Source organism: Treponema sp. R80B11-R83G3 (assembly GCF_054786115.1).
In genome coordinates this window covers 1-21091 of record NZ_BDHF01000012.1, presented here as the reverse complement: position 1 = coordinate 21091, position 21091 = coordinate 1, and the positions used below count along the sequence as shown (strand labels likewise).

Genomic DNA, 21091 nt, shown 5'->3' with positions numbered 1-21091 from the left:
AGAACATGAAAACAAAGATAAAAATATTTGCGGTTTTATTAAGCATATTCGCGGCATCAATGTTCTTTTCCTGCGAAAATCCCATATCGCTTGGAACTAAACTTGATCTTTTAGGGCCGGTCGTTACAATAGTTTCCCCTGCGCAAAGGCAGTCGGTTCCAGTGCGGTTTGACATAGAAGGGACAGTTCAGGACGAATCCGTTGTTGACATATTGCTGATAACCGCCGTTAAAGACAATCAGAATTTTCCGCGCCAGTGGCGTTATAAAAAAGGCGCATGGGAAGTTTCCGACAATGACGGCGCTACATGGTCGCCTTTAACGGGCGCGTCATGGGTTGGGGATAAGTTCGTAACATGGAAGATTACCATCGACATGGTCATTGACGGACAACTCTCTGCCGAAGGCGAGGTTACATTTAACGTTCAGGCGTGGGATAAGGGCGGAATGTCGGACGACAATTCATTTAAAGCGCTTGTCCTGATAGTCGATATTGACCCGCCCAAAGTGATTATTACTAATCCTTACCTTTACGGCAAATACGCGTATCAAACGGACGAAGATTTTAAAAAATTTGACGCTATGCCGGATTCAAGCGACGAATGGAAGGATCCGTCTTATTTGGGCAAATTCATCACGCAAGAATTCCCCCTTAAATGGCAGATAGAAGACGCGAATGACGTCTGGTCGATAAACATAAGCTTTTATCCGTATAATACCGAGATAGACAACGCCCCCGAAACCCCTCTTCCCGAAAATTACATTTTCCGTTATTACAAAAACCTTCCTCCTCCCCCAGCCGGCGCTAATCCGAATGATTATGTCAGGCTGAACGGGGCTGTAACGGTTCCCGATCTTTATGACGAACCCGGTATCTACGATGAAGGCGGGGAATTAAAAAACCCCGTATCGGAAAAAATGACGGTAAAAGTAGTCGCGGTCTGCTATGACGCGGCGGGAAATCCGAATCAGGAAAAAACGCTAGGCTATTTTATTTCATGGCCAAGGGCGAATTCCCCATGGATTGTTTTTACGGAAGGCATAGAGCCGCCGGATAATTATTATGACAAGCAGGTCGCCGTTGACGAGAATAATCCTTTTGCCGATTACATTGAAAAAGACGTGTTTACGGTTTACCCAGGCAGAAGCGTTAAAGCCACAGCCTTCCAGGAGCACGGCGTTAAGGAAGTTAAATACTCCCTATATAAGTGCGACATATCGGGCAACAAGCTTAATAGGCCGGAAACCCATCCTTTTGAAGACGTGTTTATAGACGAAGAAAAACAAGAAAACATAGTCAAATCGAACACGGCTTATGGCGGAACCTATTCAACCATTTTCCCATGGGAAATAAAAGTGCCGCCGCTTACGGGCTATTATGTTTTCACTGCCGAGGCTTTCAGCTCTCAGGACAAGCCAAGCGAGAAATATACGATGCTTTTCAGGGTGCACGACATTACCTTCCCTGATTTTACCGAAGGCCCGTTCCCTGCCGCGACTGATCCTCTTTTCCTTGACATAACAAACAACAAAATTACGATTCACGGCGGCGTAAGCGACGCTACTAACGTAGTGTCCCTGTGCATGGTTTGGATTAATCCTGAGTCGAAGGATTTCGCGGCAATGAGCCAGCTTGCCTATTTTCGCGACAAAGACTACGTAGGCTGGAAAAAAGCGTTAAATCTTTCTGCCGGCGCTTCCGAGCTGGAAAATGCGAACGATGCCTATGATCGCAATCATCTAAACAGATTGTGGATGCTTAACCTTAAACCGGATGTCCCGCCCGTGGACAATGTGACAAACCGCAGACGTTTTACCTATTCACAAGTAATCGATCTTACCGATGATTTAAACATTGCCGCTAATAAACAGCCGTTAAAAAGCCAGATATTCCTGCTGAGGGCGCAAAACCCCGATGGAAAGTGCACGATAATAACTTACGCTCCGCAGGGCGACACTCTGGCGCCGGATATTAAAATTACAAATATGACAATAATCGGCATTGATAATCCTTTTATACCTAACGAATACGCGGTAATCCCCAAGTTTAGAGACGGCAATACGATAACCATTAACGGAACATGGAGGGAAGATTCTCTTGAGATTTTGTCTATAAATGATTACTTTAAGACAAATTTTAATATTAACGTAAATAATCAAGGATTACCGTTTCCTGTTTTAACCTCAAATGCTGACAAGACTACGGGAACATGGACAATAACGGCTACGGTAAAAGATACCCCCGGCGGAGAAGGGCAGATCGCGCTGTCCGCGCTTAAAGACACTCTGGTAATCGGAGCGAGCGTTAAAGACATAGGCGGAAACGTAGCTGAAGCGGGCTGTTCATGGCTAATAGAAAGCGACAATTTAAGGCTTATGCGCATTTCAAGTGAAATAGATGACGGCATATACACGGTGGGAAAACAAATTGACATTTTCCTTGAATTCAGCAAGTCGGTCAGATTAACAACCAGCGGCAATAAGCCTGAACTTATTCTTAGTAGTGCGGGCGGTAATACAGCGCGTGCCGTTTATAAAGACGGGCAGGAAAACCAAAACAGCCGCCAATACTTTACCTATACCGTAGGCGCAGGTCAAAACGCCATAGCCGATAACTATTTAAATGTTATAGGAATTTATTTTAACGGCGTTGCTAACGAGTCTATACCATATAATACCATTAATTATCCATTCTCTTGGTCAAGAGGATCATTAGGAGTAGACGGATATGAAGAAGTTCGCATAACAATGGCTAAAAAAGGCGGCGTTTCATATGACGGCAACACCAAAGAAGCCGAAGGTTACTATTTGCGCACCCTGCCTATTACTACTACCTCGACTGATCCTGATTATCAGTTTACCCTGACGGCTGGAAAACACATTGAAATAGATACGGCTGTTCCTTCCATAACATCCGTTACATCATCCGATGCCGGTTATCACAATTCCGGCGATATTTATATTACCGTTAAATTTAATAAAGCTGTAACAATACCGGTTGCGAAACAATCAGACCCGCCAAACGTTCCGTGCCTTACCTTAAATGTTACCAACGGAGCAAATAATACCGTTCAAACAAGCGCGGACGCGAAAGACGTAAGGGTAAACGGCAGTGATATTACTTTTATGTACAGCATAATAAAACCAGGTGATACGACAAACGGAAACGAGGTTGTCGTATCGGGCTTAAGCGGAATCATTACCGATATTGCGGGAAATGAGTTTACTTATTCAGGAGGCAACAGAACGCTTTCCGGCATATATATCGAAACGCTTAACCCTTCGCCTCCCACGGTACGGGTTCTTACCGCTAATGAAACGGCAAATGACGCTAATGTTATTTTACAAAATGTAAGCGGCATTACAAATCAAGGCTTGTCAACATCTAATAACAGAGATCTTTCCAACGTCTACCAGAATAATTTATGGCTTGCGATAGAGAGATCAGGTACGGCGTATAAATATTCAGGTGGAATTGAATATTCTTTAGACAACGGCAAAAATTGGGTAAAAGCCCCTAATACGGACAATACTCCGTTTAGTCTTACCAAAATCGGTGACAACACATTAATAGCGCGCCAGATAGACGCGGCGGGGAACCGTTCAGATTTAACGTCGCCAATAACCTTTTATTGGGACCCCGGCACGCTTATTTCCCGTATAAGTTCAACTAACGCTAACGGAACCTATACCAATGTGGCTGGGAGCAGCAACGGCAACCAAATCGCGTTTACGGTGTATTTTAGGAAAAATATCTGTATCGCGGCAACACCAACTCCGCAAATTACATTGCAAAACGTTGTGGCTTACAATAACAATCCGATTAACATAACTCCCACTAGCATACCCGGCGGAGCCGTAAATTCGCTCACCTTTACCTATACGGTAGGATTTGACAGCGTGTCGAAAACCGGCGATAAAATGTCGGACGGAGCTTATCTGGACATTGGCGCAATTTCCGGCATTACCGCTTGGGATGGCACTGCCGTGGGCAATGGGGTAAATGTAAGCAGTTTAATTAATATGTCAAATGTGAGTCCAAAACTGGAATCGACCAAACAATTTACGGTGGAAACGGGGGATCTTACAAACACCACGCCCGGGTTTGAGGAGGACTATGGAGCGGAGTCAAGCGCCGACTTCCATGGGATACGTTCCGATGACGGCTCTTACTGGACAACTCTGAAGATACAGTTTAACCGCGCTATTACCAAGGGGTCAGGTACTATAACCATCCAGCAAATTGCCGGAAGCGGAAATTCAGCGTACCGCATGCCCGCAGTCCTGACAGAATCGCAGTACAACAGGTTTAAGGGTAATAGTACATTAAGCGCGGATATTGACAAGTATTATATCAAAGGGACAAATGGCTATGACAATGCGACAGGCTCATCGGATACCACTACCAAGTATATTTTGCAGTACAATTATAATCCCGACAGCAATGTTACCGGTAATGACTCCGCTTTTACCGGCGATGCTTTTATACCGTCCGCGTTCATTTCCGCGTTCCGTAACGCTGAAGCGATCAGCATTAATGTTAACTCGCAGGCTGTTACGATAAGCGGAGACGGTAAAACTCTGAATATACGGCTTACAGGTTCCAGCGCGCCGCAGGTTCCCGGAGCAAGCTATGAAATTACATATCCGGCCGGCCTTGTTGCAGACAACTTGGGTAACGTTTCGGCGGAAGGGAATTATACAGGCGCGACAGCTATAGCCCTGCGAGGCATCGCCAAGCCGTTTGTCAGAATCAGAAAAACACAGGATACGATAACTGTTAGCAATAGCTACTCTCTTGCCCAACCCAGGCTTGTTGCAGTACAGCCGTTACAGTCTTACGCGCGAATGGACTGCCGTACTCCGAACGCGACTATAACTTATGTCGCTACCACATACAAAAACAGCAATAATGCCGATGTAACCGCCCGTAACTGGGGCACTGGTCTTTCTACCACTGCAAGTGGCGCTAACGGTTATCCTGCGGTTAATATTAACGGTCCTCAGGATACGGCCAACGGAGCAACCCGACCTACGAATGTAGCGGCGGAAGCGGTGTTTGATTATACTTACAGTACCCAAATAACTCTGGGCGACAGTAATTATCAGGGATACCAATGGTGGGTATTAGCAAAGGCAAGGTCAGGAGCGACCCCCTATGCATACAGCGCCGTAACGGAAGAAAAAGCCTACCGCACGGTTATTACCTACCAACTGCGCCGCAATGCTAATACTAACCCTTACAATCCGGGACCAATAACAATAGGTGAAAATGGCGGTGAATCTCTTCTTGAATCAGGCGATCAAGTCTGGATACGCGGCGGAGACGCCATAGGCTCTTCTTCCATACCCGGTTTCCCCTTTACATGGGAAGATAACTGGAGCGGCGATTTTACCAATAAACGGGCTGGCATAAGGCTGATGACTCTGACGGAAGCAACCAGCAATAACATGAATCAATCAATATGGAAGTTTGTAACATGGGAAATTAACACAACCGCTTATGTGGACTTTATAAGGGGGAAAGACGCTAGTTCATCGGCGAATCAAGCGTGGCAGTACGGTCCGATAGGATCGGCATATCAAAGATCCGGTTGGACTTCACACAAAGACAAGTACCCCATCTATCCTGGCAAACACCGTTGGTGCGACACGGCAAATGATTGGGCAGGTTTGTATGGAATGAGCTTTTCCGATACTTTCCATAACAGGCCTACGGTTGCTCCTTTTGATGATACCAATTACACGCGCTGGCCGGGGATAAACTCGGAATAGGGAAAACGGCAATAAATAGAAAGGCGGCTTCCGTATGGGAGCCGCTTTTTTTTACAACGAACCAGACGAAGGGGGACAAAACAACGTTTTTTGAGTATTATTTTATCTTTTATTAAAATATTATTTAACTTTAATATTGATATATTCCGTAAAATATAGTATTTTGTTCTTAATATGTATAACAAATCATGGCTTGTAAGAAAAAGCATTTCAAAAAAAAACATCAATGATTGAAGAAAATCATACTAATTCCAGCCATGAAAAAAGAATGGATGCTTCATATTATGAAGTAAAAAGATTAATAAGCGCAATAAAAGCTATGCTAATGTTTATTCCTTATAATGAATTACGTAATACATTACATAAATATTTTTTTCTAAGAAATGCAAGAAACTGTCATTATATGAAAGATTTGCAAAAATTAACAACAAGGAATAAATTCTATCAAAGAAATTCCAATATTGATATTACTCTTTCTAGACTCAGTAAATTATACTATTTTTTAAAAAGATATAAAAATAAAACTAATGATGCGTATCCATTCACAGAGAAAGAGAAAAACGACACGAAATATTCCTTAGAAACAGATGATATTGCTGTTAATATTGGGAATGTCTTTGAAGAGCTATACACGCAATGGCGCGCTCAGACAAAATTCGATTCATTTATTGGCAATTCAACAGATAGTAATCACGAAAAAATTATTCAACTTGGCAACGATGCTGTTCCATTTATTATAAATAAATTAAGAACAGAAAATGCCCATCTGTTTATTGCTCTAAACAAAATAACAGGAAAGAATCCGGTAAAAAAAGAAAACAGAGGGAATGTCAGAAAAATGGCTAAAGACTGGATTCATTGGGACGATAATATAAACGTTTTACATTCAGACTAATATTGTTGACAATCGTGTGACAATTTGGTACACTTATGAATAATAGTAAACAGGAGAATATTTATGAAATTCGTTACAGTAAGAGATTTTAGGACTTCCCCGGCCGCTATTTGGAAAAGATTGCCTAATGAACAAGAAATGATTATTACACATAACGGGAAACCGATAGCCTTATTAACGCCATTAAGCGACGAGACATTGGAAGATACGGTTTCAGCGGTCAGAAGAGCAAAGGCGATAAACGCGGTAAAGAAAATGCAGGAAATATCTGTTTCTTTAGGTAATGATAAAATGACGCTTAAAGAAATAAACGCAATAATAAAAGAGACAAGAGAAATGAGGAAAAATAAAGGATGCGAGTCGTAGTCGATACAAATGTAATTGTTTCCGCATTAATGAATACAAGCGGAATTCCGTCAAAAATATTGTCGTTGACATTAAAAGGAGACCTAAGAATACTGTATGATAACAGAATTATCTTTGAATATATTGATGTATTGTCAAGAAAAGAATTTGGTTTTCCTAAAGAAATAATAGATGATTTGATTAATTTTTTTAAACATGAAGGTGAATTAATTATTTCTGATTATATTAACAAGAAATTTACAGATGAAACAGACAAGAAATTTTATGAAGTATATAAGACCGGTAAAGCGGAATATTTAATTACCGGCAATAAAAAACATTTTCCCAAAGAAGAAACAATAATTTCACCAAAAGATTTTTTATTAATTTTTAAGAATTAACGGGACATTAATTAGCGGCTTCCATGTGTGAGACGCTTTTTTTGTGAAAAAAGTTTTACAAGAAGTCGCCAAACGGCTAAAGTAGACAGAGCGGGTATTCTTGAACAACGCGATGAGGTAAACAATATATATCAAAAAAAGATAAGAAAGACATAGACCTTTCGGATAATACAACTGGAATATCAAATAATGAGGAAACTTTTGATTAAGAAGTTAAATGGATAGAGGAAATTAACGAGGAAATATTTAAAGAATTTGAGTGTAATTTTGGAAATATTTCGGATTATCTTGTAAGACCTATTTATGATGGGAATATTGCGTAAAGCTGCGGATAAAAGACATGATAAACGTAAATTTCTTGGAGCTATTGCCGTAGCGGACAGTAACAAGGAAAAACAAAAATATATTTGGCAAAATGGCTTGTACGTGATAGAGCAATCCGGCGACACAATGAAGATAGATATGCCTGACGGGTTTATCCCGCGCGAGTGGTAATTATTTTCAATAACATGCTAGAATAAATCAATGTCAATAGAATACCAAAAAATTGTCACTACCCTTAAACGCAAAAGAAAAGGCGCTGTCGCGGCGGATGTTTGCGCGGCTACGGCGCTGCCTCTTTCCGTTGTTAACGAACTTTTGCCAAAAGCGGCATATGAGTATTCGGGGCATTTGCGGGTAACGGAATCTGGAGAAATTTTATATTATTTTCCAAACGGTTTTACAAGCCGTTACAGGGGATTAGGAGCAGTGTTTAAAAAGACTGCAAAAAAAATATTTGCCGTTATTAAAACATCTTGCGCTTTTTTATTTAAAATCTGGATAGTAGTGATGCTTGTGGGATACTTTATGCTTTTTATGGCGCTAGCGCTCGCAAGCGTATTTTTATCCGCGGCGGGAAAATCAGGCGGCAGGGGAGGGCGCAGGAGCGGCGGCTCCGTCAACTTTGGCTTATTTAATCTTATTTGGCGGATATGGTTTTACTCGGAATTGACCCGCCCAAGATACGGATATGGGCGCCCAAATGTCAGGCAAAACAGCGAAAAGCGCCCATTGCACAAGGCGGTATTTTCTTTTGTTTTTGGCGAAGAAGACCCGAATAAAAATTGGGAAGATCAGGAATACAAGGCGATTATTTCGTACATTCAGGCAAATAGGGGAGTTATCTCCATTGCGGAATACATGGCGTTTACAGGCATGAACAGCCTTGAAGCGGAAACGGATATTCTTTCTTTTTTATCGAAGTTTGAAGGAAGCCCGGAAGTAACTGAAGAGGGAACAATTGTTTACCGTTTTGACAAACTGCTTTTAAGTTCCGTTACGGGAAAATCAAACGAATTAATTCCCCCCGTAAAAAGGCTTAAAACGTTTTCTGATAATAAAAAGCCGATGAACGGCTGGTTTGCGGTAATTAACGCGGTAAATTTAATATTTGGCTCATATTTCTTATATCAGTCTTTTAACGCGGGACAATTATTAAGCGAGATTCAATATAAAAGCGCGTCTTCGCTTTACGCGTATACGCATTATTTTCTTTCACAAATAACGAATGAGCCTCACAATATTATAAGAGCCGTCTTAGGCATAATACCGCTTGCTTTTTCCCTTTTGTTTTGGATTATTCCCACAGTCCGTTTTTTCATTGAAAAAAAAGAAAACAATGAGATAAAGCTAAAAAATTTTAAACGTTTTAGTTTTAGCAAAATATTTTCTTCCCCAAATAAAATTGACGCGGGCGCGTTTAATCCTTCCGTATCGGAATGCCGTCCCGATGATCTTGCGTCAGCCGCAGACAGGGTAATAAAAGATATGGGCGCGATTTCAAATCCGCAAGTAGAGATAAAAGAAGGTAAAACAATTTACACGTTCAATGAACTTGAAAGAGAGAAAGAAGCGTTAGAAAAATACCGACTATCAGTTGACATTTCGCGTCAAAAACTTGGAAAAACCGTATTTGACACCAACGATTGACATTTGCCGAACAAAAAGTTAAATTAAAAAATACGGCAGACTAGCTCACTTGGATAGAGCGTCAGCCTCCGGAGCTGAAGGTAGTGGGTTCAAATCCCGCGTCTGTCAAACCCTTTGTTATCTTTGTGAGAAAATTTTGCGTACTATCTTAACAACTCGGAATTATCCCTGCGGTTCCATCTTAAAGCAATATCATTGGGGCTTTCAGAGGAGATATTTTTTATGGTTCTGTTCGCGCCCAATTCAAGAAGAAGGGAAATTATTTCAGGGCCGCCTAACCTTGCGGCATAATGTAAAATTGTATTGCCGGAACTGTCTTTGTCGCTTATCGCTTTTCCTGAAAAAACCGCCCTGATGGCAATTTCACCTTTGGAAAACGCGATTTCAGCGGGAGACCTGTTGTCAGCCGCTACAAAGAACGGATCGGCGCCTGAATCGGCGATAATTTTTACAGCTTGCCATAACTCCAAATCAAGCGCCAAACGCAGGGGAGTTTTACCGTTGTTGTCAATGGCGTTTATTCTCGCGCCTTGATTTATTATCGCTTTTATTATTTCATCTGACGTTCTTTCGAGTAACGCGATATGAAGGACGGAATTGCCGTAATCGTCCGGTATGAAAATTCTGTTGTTTTCTAAGAGGGTTGATACCATTTTTGGCGATATGCTTAACGCCGTCTGATAAGGAGTAATGTTTCTTGTATTACGGGCGTGAATGGAAACTCCTGTTTTTAACAAAACATTTGCTATATCTATACGTTCCATCGCGACAGCGATATGCAAGGGGGTATCTCCCCTAGTATTTCTGCATGTTGTATCGGCGCCGTTTGTGACAAGTTTTTCAACTGAAGTTATTACTCCGCATCTTATGGCTTCCATTAAAGGAGTGTTACCGTCAATATTTCTGCATTCAAGATTGGCGCCCTGAGTAATAAGTAATGATACAATTTCAGGCAAATTAAGAATAATCGCGTCATGAAGAGGGGTATTGCCGTTTAACGAATTGGCGTTAATATCCATTCCCGATGAAATTAAAAATGAAATTGAATTATTGGCGTTCCAGCGTACTGCGGCATGAAGAGCGGAATTACCCTGACTGTCGCGTATGTTTAAATTGGCGTTGTTATCAATAAAAATTTTTAATGTGGAAGGGCTGTCGCATTTTGTAGCTAAAAATAAAGGAGTCTGCCCCGTAGCGTTTTGCGTGTCAACGGAAATGCCGCTTCTTATAATTATTGTAATAGCGTTGTTTAACCCCCATTCAGAAGCATAATGAAGCATATTGTTCCCTAAACCGTCTTTTGCGGTAATGGTTGTGGAATTAATTATCCATTCCCGAATATTATCCGTTTTTAACGCAAGGGAAAGCGGGCTATCTCCCGCGCTGTTAAGTGAAAAAACATTCGCCCCGCGAACAATTAAATATTCGCCGATTTCCCTCTGATTAGTCCTTACGGCGATATGAAGAGCGGTATCACCGTCTTTGTTTCTTGAATCAACTAAAGCCCTCTGGTCAAGTATCCGTCCTATTTGTTCGGATTTTGCGCGGTTTATTACCGCAGAATGAAGCATTGTATTTCCCGAACTGTCCCTTTGATTAACCGTTTCTTTTGTAATTAGTAAATTATATGTGCCGTCATTTGCCTTTGCGGAGATGTCAAAAGGCGTTACTCCATTATTGTCAAATGCGAATATTTCCGAACCAAATTCTATTAAAAGCGGAATTATCAAGGTACGGCGTTCCTGAACGGCGATGTATAACGGCGTTTTTCCATTTATATTCCTGATGTATACGTCCCCTCCTGAATTCAATAATAGTTTAATGGATTCGGGAGATCGATTTAACATAACGGCAATATGAAGAGGCGTATCGCCGTGTTCATCGCGAAGATTGACATCGGCGCCTCTGGAAACAAGCAAGGCTAAGACATTCAAATACGCGTCAGGCGGAATTCCAACATGAAGAGGGGTATTTCCGCCGGCATCCATCGCATTGACATCGGCTCCTGAGTTAACAAGCATGGAAATAATGTCAATGTTTCCAATTCTTACGGCTTCATGAAGGGCGGTCGCTCCTGATGTGGTTTTTATATTTAAGTCTATATTTTTCTCAAGCAAGAATATTACAAGGCCGGCATGGTTATCCATTACGGCGTAATGAATCGGCGCAAGCCCCTCATTGCGGCGGATATTATAATTCGCGCTGCGGACTGCGGGACCAAAGTAGGCAAATACCGGATTATCACAGTAACCGCCGGCTAATATTAATTGTTCGGCTATAGCGATATGGGTTCTGGAATCCGCCCGTTCAAGGGCGTAATCAACCGCGTTTTTACCGTCATTATCTTTTTTATTTATTAAGACTGTGGAAGAGGTGGAGGCAGATAATAATTCCGTTACTGCGTTCATATTACCCACAATAACGGCTTTATGAAGAATGGTTTTTCCGTCAGAGTCTGTTGAATTTATTGTCGTGGGGTTTAAAATTGCCGTAAAAATTGCCGGGTTTGTTTCAAGCGCAAGAACGGCTGGGGTAGCGTTATCTGATAATGGTATGGATTTATGAATATCCGCTCCGTTTGCGGCTAACACGCCCGCTGTTTTTGGATCATTATTTTTAAAACAGAGTCCAAGAGGGGTTTGTCCTTCACTATCAACAACATTTGGATTAGCTCCATGCGATAGGAAAAAGATTACAAGCTCCGAATCTTTTTTTTCCACCGCATAAAAAATGGGAGATCTTCCGTCAGAATCAACGGCATTAACGTCAACTTCACCTTGGAAAAATGATTTGGCGCTGTCATCACCTTTCTTTAACAATCCCCAAACTGGGGATGTTTCGCCTTCTGGGGCGCTTTTACGGGCAGTTAAGCAGCTAATGGCAAGCGGTAAAATTACCATAAAAACGCATATAAACACGGGAAAAGAAAATGCCTTTTTCATGTTTATATTATCGGTATAAAAAAAATATCAATTAGCAGCTTAAATATTCAGTTTTTAAGGTTTTATCTCTATTGAAAAATTTTAATTTTGTGATATACTGGAATATAAGCGGGATATGCCGTATTTTCAGGAGGAAAGCATGAAATATTTAAAGCCCTTTATTCTTGCCGCTCTGATGCTGTTTGCGGTTGTCAGTCTGGCGTTTGCCCAAAAGGGACAAACTCTGGAACTATGGTCAATCGCGACAGACGGAAACGGCCCTGATATTTACAGGCGCGCTGTCGCGAGATTTAGAAAAAATAACCCGGACATCAAAGTGAATATTACTATGATTGCCAACGATTCCTACAAACAGAAACTGGCTATAGCCCTGGCGTCGGGACGGGTGCCGGATTGTTTCTTTTCATGGGGCGGCGGCCCTATGCAGGAATTTATCAGAAACAACCAGATTGCGGATATTACCTCATATATGAACGCCAACAATTACAAGGCGAAATTTCTGGATGCCGCGATTGCTCAGGCTACCTATCAGGAAAAAATTTGGGGCGTTCCCGTAAATAACGTCGCGGTTGGCACGATATTCTATAATAAAGAAATTTTTTCAAAGTACAGGCTGGCGGTACCCACAACGATAAGTGAACTGGAAACGGTCTGTGACACGCTAAAGAAGAACAATATTTTCCCCTTCGCCCTTGCGAATAAAACCCAGTGGACCGGCTCCATGTATTATATGGCGCTTGCTACCCGCCGAGGCGGAATTCAGCCGTTTCAAAAGGCGGTTGACGGTTCCGGCACTTTCATGGATCCCGCTTTTATCTACGCCGGTGAAAAAATTCAGGAATGGGTGAAGAAAGGCTATTTTATTACAGGTTTTAACGGTCTTGATTGGGATGCCGGCCAGGCGCGTATGACTATCTACCGAGGAGAAGCCGCTATGGTTTTTATGGGAAGCTGGTTTAATATGCAGGCTCTTAACGAAAGCCCCGTTTTCCATGCCAAGATGGGCATCTTCAAATTCCCCAGAGACGAGCAGGGAACCGGAAATCCCAATACGGCATTTGGCACAATCGGGGATAACTTCTACCATGTGTCTGCGTCTTCAAAAAATCAGGCAAAAGCTTTTGAGCTTATCACCTGCCTGATTGACGATGTCGCGGTAAAAGACGCGCTGGAGGATGGGCGCATACCTCCCGTAAAAGGGGCAAAGCTGACCGACCCGATTCTGATAGAATTGTTTAACCAGATTCAATCGGCTCCTGATTTGCAACTTTGGTATGATCAGTCACTATCCTTTGAAGTGTCCGAAGTTCATAAAGTCACCAGCCAGCAAATTTTCGGCGGAACTTTAACTCCACGCGCCGCCGCGCAAAAACTTCAAGATGCCCAGGCTGCTTATCTTAAAAAGAGGTAAGCCAATGGCCGGCAGAAAACCAGATTCACTTCGCGGCGTTCGTCAGAGAGCGATCCGTATCGCTGCAACGGTGTTTCTATTGCCGGCTCTTATTTTTCTCGCTGTTTATGTCGCGTATCCCATAATTGATACTTTTATCACAAGCACGATGGAATGGAACGGTATGGGGCGCAGCCGTACTTTTACGGGGCTTTCCAACTGGATCGCACTTATAAAGGACGGTTATTTTTGGAGCGCCTTTATCAACAATCTGAAGATTATGTTCTTGTCACTGTTGTTTCAAGTTCCTTTTGCCATGGCGCTTGCCACTTTTTTAGACATTACCGAAAAAAAGGGAACTGTTTTCAAAATTATATGGTTTATTCCCTATCTGCTCTCATCCGTGGCTATAGGCGTGCTTTTTAAATACTCACTGGACGCGGGCAGCGGGATTTTCGCGTCAATTTCAAAAATGTTTGGGGGCGTTGGGGTGGATCTGTTGGGAAATCCAAAGGCCGCGCTATATACCGTCATTGGGGTAGTCTGCTGGCAATACATTCCCTTTTATATGGTTTTATATCTTGCCGCCTACGGGACAATACCCGTGGAACTCTTTGAGGCGGCCAGCATAGACGGGGCGACGCGGAGCCAGTATTTTTGGCGCGTGTCCCTGCCTCTGCTGAGGCCAACAATTATCTCAGGAATAACTCTTTCGATTATCGGCTCTCTTAAATATTTCGATCTTGTCTATGTTATGACAGGCGGAGGTCCAGGAGCGGCTACGGAACTCATGGCGACGTATATGTACAGGACATCCTTCATCAGTTTTAACATGGGCTACGGAGCCGCCATCGCTTCGGGAATGTTTATTCTGATAACGCTGACGGCCCTTGTCGTTGTCAGTACAATAAACCGGAAAGTGGATGCGTAAAATGAAACCGAAACGTTTTTCTTTTTTCTGGCTGTTCGCATTGCTTTTTGCGGTACTGTGGCTGGTTATAACCGGCGCGCCCTTTGTGTTTCAGATAATGACCACTTTCAAGAGTCAGGGAGAATTTATTACCGACGGTCTTTTCAAACTGCCTAAGTCGATAAATTTTAGGAATTACGTTACCGTCATGCAAGGCGGATTTTATCAATATTTCTTAAACAGCATATTCGTCCTTGCAGTTTCCCTTACATTGCTGTTATTCCTGAGCGCTTTTGCCGCCTACCCGCTTTCACGGATGCAATTCAAGCTGAACAGGCCAATATTCGCCGCCATTGTCGCCGCCATGTCCATTCCCATTCACATTACCCTTATTCCCGTGTTTATAATGACTATTCGTTTTAATATGTATGACAAGGCTTACGCCCTTATCGGCCCCAATGTGGCTTTTAACCTGCCCATATCCATTTTCATCCTGACATCGTTTATGCAGGGTATTTCCAAAGAGATGGAAGAAGCCGCCGAGATTGACGGCTGCGGAAAATTCTCGACATTTTTCAAGATAATCTTCCCTCTGTCAAAATCGGGGCTTGCGACTCTGGCAATTTATAACGGGGTAGTAATATGGAACGAGTTTGTATTTGCAATGGTGCTTACCCAGTCTCAGGACGCACGCACCCTGCCGCTTGCGATCTGGGAATATCAGGGGCAATATTCGATAAATACGCCGTTGATCATGGCGTTGCTGGTTTTATCCAGTCTGCCGGTCATTTTATTGTATATTTTCGGTCAAGACAAGTTAGTTAAGGGTATGATGGCGGGAGCGATCAAAGGGTAGCGCCGCACGCTTTTTGTTGACAAATGGTTTATGGGGCGGTATATTTTTAAGTAGTTAAAAAATTATATATATTTCTGAGTATTCAAGGAGTTTAATATGAAAATGAGAAAAGCCGTTCTTTTTTTATTACTAAGCGTACTGCTGGTATCGGGAATGTTTTTAACAGGCTGTGCTGAGGAGGAGACGCAACAAATAATTCCTACTACCAAGCAGGTGGAGATAGTTAAGCATCCTGTCAGCAAGTCTTTTACTCTGGCGGAATGGAATTCAGCCTCCGCCGCTTCAAAAACATTAACCGTGGAACTGTCAGAATCGAAACCTAATACTTCATACAAATGGTACTCAAGGACTTCGCCTTCCAGCGAAGGAACGTTAATCACAAACGAGACAGGAGTTTCCTATGCGCCTGTAATTTCATCACCCGGAGACTACTACTACTATGTAACAGTTACAATAGTCACGACAGAAAACACAAATGAGCTTGTAAGCGGCACCGCGCGTATAAGAATAACCGATACAGCCGTTCCGGCGCCTACCTCATTTGCCATAGGCAGTACCCGCGTCAACTATGTGCGCGGCGTAGGCGGCACAGGATCATTTATGTTCAGGGACGGTAACAACGCCGATGCCAGCCCGGACGCTGATGTCCACTACATTGACCTGCTCATGGGCGAGATGGGTTGCAATATCCTGCGCATAATGGTACAGGACGATTATTTAAGATACATACAAAATGAGATTCAAAGCCGGAATCAGAGCGTGTTTTACCATAATGCCCGTAGTAATTTCTTTGCCGTTATTAGGCGGGTCAACCAATTAGGCGGTTATGTGTACGCGAATCCCTGGACCGCTCCCGGAAGATTTAAAGCGAATAACGCGGTACGGGGCGGTGTCATCACTGAAACTCCATCAAACTTTGTAGGCTACTCTGACTGGTTACGGGACTTCCTTAAATGGCTCAACTCCAACAACGCGCCTATTTTTGCGCTCGGCATCCTCAATGAGCCTGACAATGGCGCGAATGCCGCTTATGAAGGTATGGGGATGACATCGGCTGTTCATAGGGACTGGTTCAGGACCGTAGGGCATTTTACTACCCAGCGGGTAACAAACCCGAGCGGGGCGGGTCTCACTTCCTCAATGTTTGAAGACGACATTATTCCAGGCTACGGCGGCGGCAAAGCGACCCACCACGTATTAGCGATGACCGCCGACAATATGGGCAGGCCTGATTATTATACTGATATAATAAACAGTAACAGCGGCACAAACCCGGCGAATAATAATTTCGAAATACTTGGCCACCATTGGTACAACAGCACTCAGAGGGTTACCGCTCTTGCCGGTTCCGCCGGCACCGCGTGGGCAGACCGACCCCAGGCAAGTTATACTGGCCGCTTTGAGTCGGAATCACTGGCGATGTCCCCGCAAATGTACGCGCCCGGATCAACGGCAGGGAGTATAAAACGGGAGATTTGGCAGACGGAGCATGACTTCAACTACTGGTCAAAATCAACAGAGATACCCGGCAGTAATGTTCAGCGTTACTGGAATTCCGCGTTTGCCGCGATGAACGATGTGGATTGGGGTTTGCGCGTTGTCCATGAAAGCGTCTTTGACTGGTGGTTTTCTTCAAGCTACTCCGGCCTTGTAACCAGTTATCAGGGTACTCCTGTAAACGGCAACGGACAAGGACAAGAAACGGGGAGCGTTGGAGCGACACCGTGGCCGGCATACACGTATACCCCCAGAGGGAGGGCCTTTGCCCACTATGCCCGCTATGTCAACGAGACATGGCTTCTGGACATAAGCCTTACGCGGGGTACTATTAATTTTAATACTACTACTAACTATTTCAACGCGGGCGCGACAGATCCTAAGATAAGCGCGTTTGAAGATACCGATGGCAAGTTTATCAGTATTGTCATGTTTACCCCGAATGCCTCTACCAATACTTCTAACATCAACAGCGCCAATTCCAGCGGCAGTATAGACGCCAGTTTCGGCAGCGGCGGTACAAATGGGACAAACGATCCTACAAGGCTCAGCGTCAATGTGGGCAGGATAGAGGTTGTTCTGCCAGATGGCTTTACTGCAGAAAGCGCCAGCGCTTTGCGGTCTTATGGATGGGAAAACGCCAACGGTCAAACATGGGATGACGTGCCGAACGGCACGCCTCGGTACTGGATTAACGAGCCTGTGTTCCTTTACACCACGACCGAAGGCAAATCAGCCGTAGAGGTTACTTTGCCGGGAGGAAACATTATCTCGATCATGGTTAAGGGGCAATGGACAAATGCCGGTGGCAGACATTTTGAGCCAAGAAAGAGGCCTTATACCGTAAAATAGGAGAGACTTTATAATGAAAAAAGCTGTCGTTGTGCTTATTGCCGTTTTTACGGCAATAAGGGCGTTATACGCGCAGGAGATAATCTATTCCGGCGAGATTAAAACCGGTTTTTACATTGAACAGGAAAAGATAGGAGACCATGACCCCGTGGCAACTGGGGGAATGACCAATAACGACGGCGATTCCGGCACGGGCCAGGGGCGGCTTCGCCTTGATTTTAATTTCACTTATCAAAATCTTGGAGTGCGCCTACGCTTTCAAATAGAGCCGGACTCTACTAATCTGGGTCCGTATTACCCTGAATGGAGCTTTGTCTACGCTTATGGCAATTTGTTTAATGACCAGTTTAGAATATCTATGGGGCTTTTAGGCGAATCGCCATGGGGTACCGGCGGTCCTAACTTACAGAGTGATCCGGAAAACCGTGAATATACCGGCTACAACAGCCTGAGTAAAGAACCCTACACCGTGAGTGAGGGGCTTATGGGAATACGCTTTGAAATTAAGCCATCCTTTGTTCCGGGACTGAATGTGGGTTTCGTGTTGAACCAGCCCGATCGTACCCAGCTTCCTACCGTGGAACAAACCTTCGGCGATGTGCTTGGTGAGTCGGTCGTGGGCGCCGCTTATGAGAATGATTATTTTGCCATCCGAGTTGGCTACCGCTTTGACAGCAAAGTAGACACTTACGCTAACCCCCAAATAAACGAAGGAGGCCGCCTGACCTACCGTCTTGAGGAGAAGGCGCTTAGAACCATTGTAGACGATATGCGGATATGGCTTAACGGTTATTATTACGGGATAGGAGGCGAGAAGCAAGATATTGACAGTTTAGACGAGGAAGGAAAAACTATCAGGAAGACAATGGGCGGGGGAGAGTATTTTATTAACTGGCTGTACTGGCTGTGGGACACGGATAATTTTATTGCCCAATTTAACGCCGGTTTTGGCATATACAAATCGTATTACAACCCGGAATTCACGCCAACAGAGAGACAGGAATACCAGAGACTGGAATTCAGGCCGGCGTTTTATTATAAATTTTTTGACAACCTGTTACAGGCCGGTCTTGGTCTGGGGTTCGGCATGGAATTCGGCGACGGCAAGACTTATAAATCTGCCCCTTATCAGTATATCTCCGTTGAGCCGCAAATAAGGCTGAATATTGGAGGTGGCGGTTACATAGCGGCGGTGTACGCTTTTACCGACAAATACGCGTGGTTCAATGAAGATGAAATAGAGCGACGTGGAGAAAAGTCCGTAAAACATTCGGTAAACATCCGAGCGGTGTACGCGTTTTAGCAAAGGGGGAACCGCATGAAAAAAATAGTCACCGCGTTGCTAATAAGTCTGGTTGCGGCAAGTTTTACTTTTGCTTTGGAAGACATAGAGATTACCGGAGAAGTTAAAACCGGGTTTTTATTCGAGCGGAGGGACGAGGGCGGCGAAACCACTTCTTATGCCAGAATAAACAACAATGACGGCGACACGGGCGCGTCTGAAGGACGGATTCGGATTGGCATTGCCTTTGAATTAAAAAATATCGGGATACGGACGCGGTTTTTTCAGGATAATTTCAGACGCGGGACAAGCGCGAACGATCCTAACCTGCTCAAAATCCGAACGGATTACGCTTATGGTTACGGCGGCACAATCAACAACCAACTTAGAATTTCAGCCGGACTTTTAGGCGAGTCTCCCTGGGGAACCGGCGGGCCTGAATTGTATCAGGAACTGGAATCTTCAGGCGGCGCCCCGATAATGGGGATACGCGTCGAATGGAAACCCCTAGGTCCTTTACGCGGTCTGAACTTGGGCTTTGTGCTGAACCGGTCAGATGAAGGGGTGCCGTTGGACGCTAAGGAACAATTCGGTGATCTTTTTAAAGAGTCGATAGTGGGTATCGCTTGGGAGCATAAATATTTCGCGTTCCGTTTTGCCTACCGTTTTGACCGTGACGTAAAAAGCGACGCTGTATTCGTAACCGGGGAAAAATTTGTGTACCGCGTTGAAGAGCGCCTCCTTTGGATGCTGTTGCCCGGTATGCAAATATGGGCAAACGGTTACTGCGAAGGCATTAACTCGGAAGGGAGGGGAAGCGGGTATGGCCCGCCAGGTTATATTCAGAACTGGCTCTATGCCCACTATGATTCCATGTATTTTAACGCCGGCATTGACGCTGGATACAGGGATAACTTTGTAAAAAAAACAGGGCAGTTATTGGAGATCAGGCCGTCTTTCTATTATAAATTTATCAATAATCGTTTGGTCGCCGGCGTTATGGGCGGTCTTGTAATGGGCTTTAACGGAAGCGAGTCATATCCTGACGTTTTTTACAATAACTGGTATCTTGAGCCTCAGGTAAAAGTAAACATATACAACAATTTCTACATTGCTTTCGTCTACCGTTATACTTCCAACGCCTACCAAACGCTTGACAATAATGACTATTACACCCAATGGTTTAATTTGCGTCTGTGTTATACGTTTTAAAAGTACAGTGAAAAAAGTATCTTTCCCGCATTTTTTATGGCATGGTAAAGGCGCAAAAAAAAGCTGCCCGGAATTTTTCCGGACAGCCCTCAAATAAACTTAAACCGTGTTATTCGGTGTTACCGGGTTCAATTGTAATTGAATCAATGGTGATAATCACTTTTGGGAAACCAGTTGCTGTAGTACCGGCAGCATTATTATTATCTCTAAACATTGCCTGTATCGCGAAATATTTGAGCGCAGCCTCTTTTTTATTACTGGAGAATTGCCGATATTCCACAAGATGATCATTTGACGGGTCTGTATTGCCTGTTAATGGGTCTTCTTTACCGGTGTCAGTTCCATTCCAAGCATCATTGACAGTCGGGTCAATCAAATGTAGGCGGAATCCGGCGAATCCAAGCTCACCGGATGCGATTTGCGTATCTGGCAGCGTCCCCTGTTCCCCTCTTGCTACGGTTCCGACAATTCTGAAGGTGACTCCTGTTAATGACGGATCCAACAACTCATAGATTTGGTCGGCATTAAGAGGTATGATCGCCCTTTGCCTGTTGCGCCCGTCGAATGTAATTGTCAATTTACCTTCATCGTAAGCAGTTGTCGCATAATCTGTTGGCCATTTTATGCTGCCTACTGTCCAATTTGACGGCATACTTGGAAGCGCACTCCAATTAGAGTTATTCAAATCCAAATTCATGTCTACAGGTTCTGGATCGCCGTCTGCCCACTTTGCGGTAAGGTTATAATTTCTATTAATGAGGGTT

The 21091-nt window shown here is 43.8% G+C and carries 14 protein-coding genes and 1 tRNA gene; 13 read left to right on the top strand and 2 right to left on the bottom strand.

All coding sequences use genetic code 11. The annotated features are described in order from the left end of the window. Positions 1–5 precede the first annotated feature (5 nt). The 7 genes from ACYVRH_RS03070 to ACYVRH_RS03040 all read left to right on the top strand — a co-directional run bounded on the left by ACYVRH_RS03070 (position 6) and on the right by ACYVRH_RS03040 (position 9494). Positions 6–5774: a hypothetical protein gene (locus ACYVRH_RS03070; RefSeq protein ID WP_461255463.1), complete on the top strand. Its 5769-nt coding sequence runs from the start codon at positions 6–8 to the stop codon at positions 5772–5774. A 226-nt stretch (positions 5775–6000) separates the two neighbouring features. Beyond that, the gene (locus tag ACYVRH_RS03065; RefSeq protein ID WP_461255462.1) at positions 6001–6669 is read left to right on the top strand and encodes a hypothetical protein; all 669 of its coding nucleotides are present in this window, start codon (positions 6001–6003) and stop codon (positions 6667–6669) included. Between the two features lie 63 nt (positions 6670–6732). Next, positions 6733–7035 (top strand): type II toxin-antitoxin system Phd/YefM family antitoxin, encoded by a 303-nt coding sequence (locus ACYVRH_RS03060; RefSeq protein ID WP_461255461.1) that lies wholly within the window; start codon positions 6733–6735, stop codon positions 7033–7035. Further along, on the top strand, positions 7023–7415 hold the full coding sequence (locus ACYVRH_RS03055; protein WP_461255460.1) for a putative toxin-antitoxin system toxin component, PIN family: 393 nt from the start codon (positions 7023–7025) through the stop codon (positions 7413–7415). Before ACYVRH_RS03060 ends, ACYVRH_RS03055 begins: the two co-directional genes overlap by 13 nt. Positions 7416–7718: 303 nt before the next feature. Beyond that, positions 7719–7910 (top strand): hypothetical protein, encoded by a 192-nt coding sequence (locus ACYVRH_RS03050; protein WP_461255459.1) that lies wholly within the window; start codon positions 7719–7721, stop codon positions 7908–7910. Positions 7911–7940: 30 nt separating this feature from the next. After that, positions 7941–9386 (top strand): hypothetical protein, encoded by a 1446-nt coding sequence (locus ACYVRH_RS03045; protein WP_461255458.1) that lies wholly within the window; start codon positions 7941–7943, stop codon positions 9384–9386. Positions 9387–9420: 34 nt separating this feature from the next. Then, a tRNA-Arg gene (locus ACYVRH_RS03040) sits at positions 9421–9494 on the top strand. Between the two features lie 35 nt (positions 9495–9529). Here the strand turns inward: ACYVRH_RS03040 and ACYVRH_RS03035 are convergent. Continuing rightward, positions 9530–12286, bottom strand: coding sequence for an ankyrin repeat domain-containing protein (locus tag ACYVRH_RS03035; protein ID WP_461255457.1), 2757 nt, complete (start codon positions 12284–12286; stop codon positions 9530–9532). A 181-nt stretch (positions 12287–12467) separates the two neighbouring features. On the opposite strand from ACYVRH_RS03035, the gene ACYVRH_RS03030 reads away from it, so the two are divergent. From ACYVRH_RS03030 to ACYVRH_RS03005, 6 genes are all read left to right on the top strand, one after another. Then, entirely contained in the window at positions 12468–13739 is a 1272-nt protein-coding gene (locus ACYVRH_RS03030; RefSeq protein ID WP_461255456.1) for an extracellular solute-binding protein, read from the top strand. A 4-nt stretch (positions 13740–13743) separates the two neighbouring features. After that, a complete protein-coding gene (locus tag ACYVRH_RS03025) occupies positions 13744–14649 on the top strand; it encodes a carbohydrate ABC transporter permease (RefSeq protein WP_461255455.1) in 906 nt (301 codons plus the stop codon). A 1-nt stretch (position 14650) separates the two neighbouring features. Continuing rightward, a complete protein-coding gene (locus ACYVRH_RS03020; RefSeq protein ID WP_461255454.1) occupies positions 14651–15484 on the top strand; it encodes a carbohydrate ABC transporter permease in 834 nt (277 codons plus the stop codon). Positions 15485–15580: 96 nt separating this feature from the next. Beyond that, on the top strand, positions 15581–17833 hold the full coding sequence (locus tag ACYVRH_RS03015) for a glycoside hydrolase (protein ID WP_461255453.1): 2253 nt from the start codon (positions 15581–15583) through the stop codon (positions 17831–17833). Positions 17834–17846: 13 nt separating this feature from the next. Then, on the top strand, positions 17847–19136 hold the full coding sequence (locus tag ACYVRH_RS03010; RefSeq protein ID WP_461255452.1) for a hypothetical protein: 1290 nt from the start codon (positions 17847–17849) through the stop codon (positions 19134–19136). Between the two features lie 15 nt (positions 19137–19151). Beyond that, positions 19152–20327, top strand: coding sequence for a hypothetical protein (locus tag ACYVRH_RS03005; RefSeq protein ID WP_461255451.1), 1176 nt, complete (start codon positions 19152–19154; stop codon positions 20325–20327). A gap of 109 nt (positions 20328–20436) precedes the next feature. Here the strand turns inward: ACYVRH_RS03005 and ACYVRH_RS03000 are convergent. Next, positions 20437–21091: hypothetical protein (locus tag ACYVRH_RS03000; protein WP_461255450.1), on the bottom strand; the 655-nt coding region annotated here is incomplete at its 5' end.